A 1,006-nucleotide genomic window follows, 5' to 3' on the forward strand; every position below is an offset into this window, starting at 1 on the left:
CCCTGGTGGCATTGGCTGGCTGCGGCGGCGAGAGCGAAGGCACCGACACCACCACGAGTGCCTCGAGCAGCAGCGCGTCGAGCACGACGTCGGAGCCGACCTACGACGAGGCCCACATCATGGGTGAGGTCAAGAAGGCGAACACTGAATTCCACGGGCTTGATCCGAACGCGATGATCGCCGAGGACGTTGATTGGGCGACTGACGCCTTTCGCAAGTCGTACAACGACAACAGAACTGAGTACAAGGAGAAGGGGGTTGTGCTGAAGGGGAAGGTGACGACCGACTCACTTCACCTGGCGAAGTCTGAGCCGGATGCACCCGGTGGCTGGTACGTGTCGGTGTACAACTGCAGCAGCACCACAGTGCGGGCGTACCTCAACGGTAAGGACGTGACGTTGGACCCGAGCAACCCTGACAAGTTGCTCCCAAAGGGGCCTCGAGACAACGTATTCCTCGACCGTTACAGCACCCCGGACGACGGTGCGTCGTGGCTCCTGGACAACGCGAAGCGTCTGACGGGCAAGGAAGTGGCGGAATCACCATGCGCCAACTGACGATCACGACCATCGCGACGGCACTGTTGGTGGTTCCCGCCGTTGCGGCGACTGGAGCGACGCAGGTCGCGAGCGGATGCGGAACCTCGGTGACGGAAGACCACGAGGATTTCGTGGTCGAGGCCGAGGATTGCCCGGAACCAACGGCAACGACTTCCACCGCACCAACTGAGACGCCGCGCACGCGTCCGGTAGTGGACCGTCCCGCTGGTTGACAATCCAAAGCCCCGTCAAGGTGGACGGTGACGCGCGAGCGGTACAACGAGATGCTCGAGAACTGTTTGCGTGGTCCCAATCGTGATGCGTTGTCGATCGAGTGTGTTGCCGCGTTGCCGGAGGTCGCGCCTGAGCCGGGGGAGCCTGCTGCGGCTGGGGCTCCTGCGGTGACGGTTGCCGAGGTGCGTGAGTACGCCATCGACCAGATCACGATGGGTGCGCCGGAGGTCGGG

General features: G+C 63.2%; 3 protein-coding genes. All 3 read left to right on the forward strand.

Annotated elements, in window-relative coordinates; all coding sequences use genetic code 11:
• Positions 1–557, forward strand: a 557-nt coding sequence (locus JAN01S_RS17285; protein WP_169797259.1) for a hypothetical protein, incomplete at its 5' end; no start/stop codon positions are given.
• A complete protein-coding gene (locus JAN01S_RS17450) occupies positions 545–772 on the forward strand; it encodes a hypothetical protein (protein ID WP_157075822.1) in 228 nt (75 codons plus the stop codon). The genes JAN01S_RS17285 and JAN01S_RS17450, both read left to right, overlap by 13 nt.
• A gap of 27 nt (positions 773–799) precedes the next feature.
• Positions 800–1,006: hypothetical protein (locus JAN01S_RS17020; protein WP_157075823.1), on the forward strand; the 207-nt coding region annotated here is incomplete at its 3' end.

The organism is Janibacter anophelis NBRC 107843, assembly GCF_001570945.1.
Lineage (GTDB): Bacteria > Actinomycetota > Actinomycetes > Actinomycetales > Dermatophilaceae > Janibacter > Janibacter anophelis.

What these genes read in the sequence shown, in the direction of transcription:
- JAN01S_RS17450 (WP_157075822.1), top strand. Translation starts at nt 545, where the DNA reads ATGCGCCAACTGACGATCACGACCATCGCGACGGCACTGTTGGTGGTT.